This window comes from Bradyrhizobium sp. STM 3809, from assembly GCF_000239795.1.
Lineage (GTDB): Bacteria > Pseudomonadota > Alphaproteobacteria > Rhizobiales > Xanthobacteraceae > Bradyrhizobium.
The window spans coordinates 1-3,449 of record NZ_CAFJ01000762.1; the positions used below are offsets into that span (position 1 = coordinate 1).

Below are 3,449 nucleotides of genomic sequence, written 5' to 3' on the forward strand. Positions count from 1 at the left end.
AGTGGGAGCGGTGAGGACCATGCTGCGTTCGAGCAACTGCTTCGAACTTGCATGTGCCGCCAATCCGCCACCCCCCGTGCTCTCCCGTGCTCCGCGCGTCCCCGCGCTTTCATCTTATTTTACCATTGTCTGGAAGGGTGCATTGACATTCCGTCTGACGCGTCCGGGCAAGCTCCATGTTCTCCAACAGCAATCTGACGATCCGCTTCCTCGTGGGAGGCGTCGTCGCCTCGCTGCTCCTGCTGCTGGCGATCGGCGGCGGCACCGGCTTCGTCGCGGTGCTCTATCTCAACAACCAGATCACCAGCCTGTCGTCGGATTTCGCCAGCCTCAGCGGCCCCGCGCGTGACCATGCGACCCTGATCTATCAGCAGGCGCAGTCGGCGTTCTCCTGGTTCCTGATCGCCTGCGTCGCCATCGCGCTGTTCGCCAGCGCGGTCTGCCTGATGACCTACGCCGCCGTGCAGAACGGCATCCTGCGTCCGCTCGCATCGATGGTCGCGGCGATGCGCGACGTCGCCGCCCAGAAATACGACACAAGCATTCCCGGCCTCGGCCTCACCAACGAGATCGGCCAGCTCGCCGGCGCGCTGGAGGTGTTCAAGACCAACGGCATCGAGCGCCAGCGCCTGACGGAGCGCGAGCTGCAGGAGGCGCAGCGCCAGGGCGAGCGCTCGCGCTTTCTCGACGGCCGCATCCACGCCTTCAACGAGCTCGTCGCCAGCGTCGTCAGCAGCGTGGCGTCCTCGGCCGTGCGGCTGAAGAGCAATGCCGAGACCCTGTCGCGCGCCGCCAACGACACCTCGGCCAAGGCCAATGCGGTGGAGGCCGCCGCCAACCACGCCAATCGCAGCGTCCAGACGGTGGCCGGCTCGACCGAGGAGATGACGAGCTCGATCGGCACCATCAGCCGCCGCGTCTCCGACGCCACCCAGCGCGCCGAGGGCGCGGCCTCGCAGGCCGAGAAGAGCAAGAACACCATCCATTCGCTGTCGGACGCCGCCGAGAAGATCGGCACCGTCGTGCAGCTGGTGCAGGCGATCGCCGCGCAGACCAACCTGCTGGCGCTCAACGCCACCATCGAGGCGGCGCGCGCCGGCGAGGCCGGCAAGGGATTCTCCGTCGTCGCCTCGGAGGTGAAGAACCTCGCCGACCAGACCAGCAAGGCGACCGACGAGATCTCGGCGCATGTCGCCAGCATCCAGGGCATCACCGCGGAGACCCGCGGCGCCATCGACGGCATCTCGACCACGTTGAGCGAAATCAGCGCCATCATGTCCGGCATCGAGGTCGACACCTCGCAGCAGCGCAACGCCACCCAGGACATCTCCAAGAGCGTCCAGGAAGCCGCCCGCGGCACCCTCGACGTCTCCAACCACATCGCCCAGATTACCTCCACCTCGGCCGAAACCGGCCGCCTGGCCACCGACGCCCGCGACGCCGCCGGCGATCTCTCGCAACAGGCCGAGACGCTCAAGCGCGAGGTCGACGCGTTCATCATCAGCGTCAAGGCGAGCTGAGGCGGCGACACGCGAAGCTCATCGACGTCATCACTGACGTTGTGAGCCCCTCTCTCTCCACGTCATGGCCGGGCTCGACCCGGCCATCCACGTCTCACCGCTGGCGCGAGAGATGGATGCGCGGGTCAAGCCCGCGCATGACGAGCGGGAGAGTCGAGCGTGCGCTTGTGGCCAGTGCGACGCGGCTCCCCGAGGTGACGTCGAAGACGCGCCCGCCTTGCGGTACTCTCTAACCCGCTATTAGCAAATACCGCTCATCTTGCGCACAGCCATGAGTCGCCGGACAGGCGGCCGATGCTGCGGGGCGCGGTGCTAGCAGTGCGTCCGCCCGCGGCTGCTGGAGGAGCGGACAACGGACATGATGAGCTTGAAGATCAGCGGACGTCTCTATGCCGGCTTCGCGGCGCTCATCGTCTGCGGCGCGGTCATGGCGGCGGTCGCCGTCTGGAACCTGCGCGCGGTGCGGGATCAGGTGGCGAGCATGTCGGCGCTGTCGGACGCGACCGCGCGCATCCAGGCGATCTCCAACCATCTCCAGGCGATCCAGCGCGCCAATCTGCGCTACATCCACGACGCCAACGAGCCCGCGCTGAAGGAAGCCGCCGACCGCGAGACGGCGGCGGCCGAGCTGCTGCAGGCAGCCAGCACCGGCCCGCTCTCCGCCGAGCTCCGCAAGGCCTATGCCGATCTGCTCGCCGGCATCGCGCAGATGCGGACCTTGCGCGATCAGCTGCAGGACGCCGTCAGGCAGATCAAGACCGGCCGCGCCGCGCTGCTGCCGGGCGGCGAGGACCTCGCGGCCAAGACCGCCAAGCTGTCGATCGCGGCGCGCATCTCGAAGGAACCGGAGGTGATGAGCGCCGTCGCCGACATCGACACGCGGCTGCAACTGGTGCGCATCGCGACCTGGCGCTTCCTGGCGCTGCGCGACGCCAAGGCTGCCTCGGCCTTCCGCGCCGGCGTCGACAATGTCGAGCAGCGCCTCGCCACCCTTGAGGGCAATGCGCCGCCGGCCGGCGTGCTCGCCGCGATCGCGCCGGTGAAGGCCTCGCTCGATGCGAACAAATCGGCCTTCGAGGCCACCGCTGCCGCGACGCTGAAGTCCGAGGAGATCTACGCCAACGCCATCGAGCCGCTGATCAAAGGGAACATCGAGGCGCTGACGACGGCCGAAGCCGGCGTCAACGCCGACTACCAGGCCTCGCGCGCGTCGGCGGAGAGCGCCATCGGCCATACGATCGCGCTGCAGATGCAGGTCGGCGCCGCCGCCATCCTGTTCGGCTGCCTCGTCGCGTTCCTGATCGCGCGCGGCATCGTCGGCCCGCTCACGGCGATGACGCGGGCGATGGGACGGCTCGCCGGCGGCGACACGGCGATCGAGATCCCCAGCCGCGGCGCCCGCGACGAGATCGGCGCCATGGCGACCGCGATCCAGGTGTTCAAGGACAACATGGCCGAGACCGAGCGGCTGCGCGCCGAGCAGGGCGATGCCGAGACGCGGCGCGAGCACGAGCGCAAGGCCGACATGGCCCGGCTCGCCCATCAGTTCGAGCAGGCCGTCGGCGAGATCATCGATGCGGTGTCGCACGCCTCCAGCGAACTCGAAGCCTCCGCCGGCACGCTGACCAGCACCGCGTCGCGCGCGCAGGACCTGTCGACCGAAGTGGCGGCCGCCTCGCAGGAGGCCTCGTCCAACGTGCAGACGGTGGCCTCCGCCGCCGAGCAACTGTCCTCTTCGGTGAGCGAGATCTCCCGCCAGGTGCAGGACTCCGCGCGCATCGCCGGCGAGGCGGTGGCGCAGGCCAACCGCACCAATGAGCGCGTCGGCGCGCTGTCGAAGGCCGCCACGCGGATCGGCGACGTGCTGGAGCTGATCTCGACCATCGCCGGCCAGACCAACCTGCTGGCGCTCAACGCCACCATCGAGGC

General features: G+C 68.9%; 2 protein-coding genes. Both read left to right on the top strand.

Annotated elements, in window-relative coordinates; all coding sequences use genetic code 11:
- Positions 1-176: 176 nt before the first annotated feature.
- On the top strand, positions 177-1,520 hold the full coding sequence (locus BRAS3809_RS32545) for a methyl-accepting chemotaxis protein (RefSeq protein ID WP_008966262.1): 1,344 nt from the start codon (positions 177-179) through the stop codon (positions 1,518-1,520).
- A 358-nt stretch (positions 1,521-1,878) separates the two neighbouring features.
- Positions 1,879-3,449, top strand: a 1,571-nt coding sequence (locus tag BRAS3809_RS32550) for a HAMP domain-containing methyl-accepting chemotaxis protein (RefSeq protein ID WP_035660069.1), incomplete at its 3' end; no start/stop codon positions are given.

Bases quoted from the DNA above. Each gene is read 5' to 3' on its own strand.
- BRAS3809_RS32545 (WP_008966262.1), top strand. From the start codon at position 177: ATGTTCTCCAACAGCAATCTGACGATCCGCTTCCTCGTGGGAGGCGTC.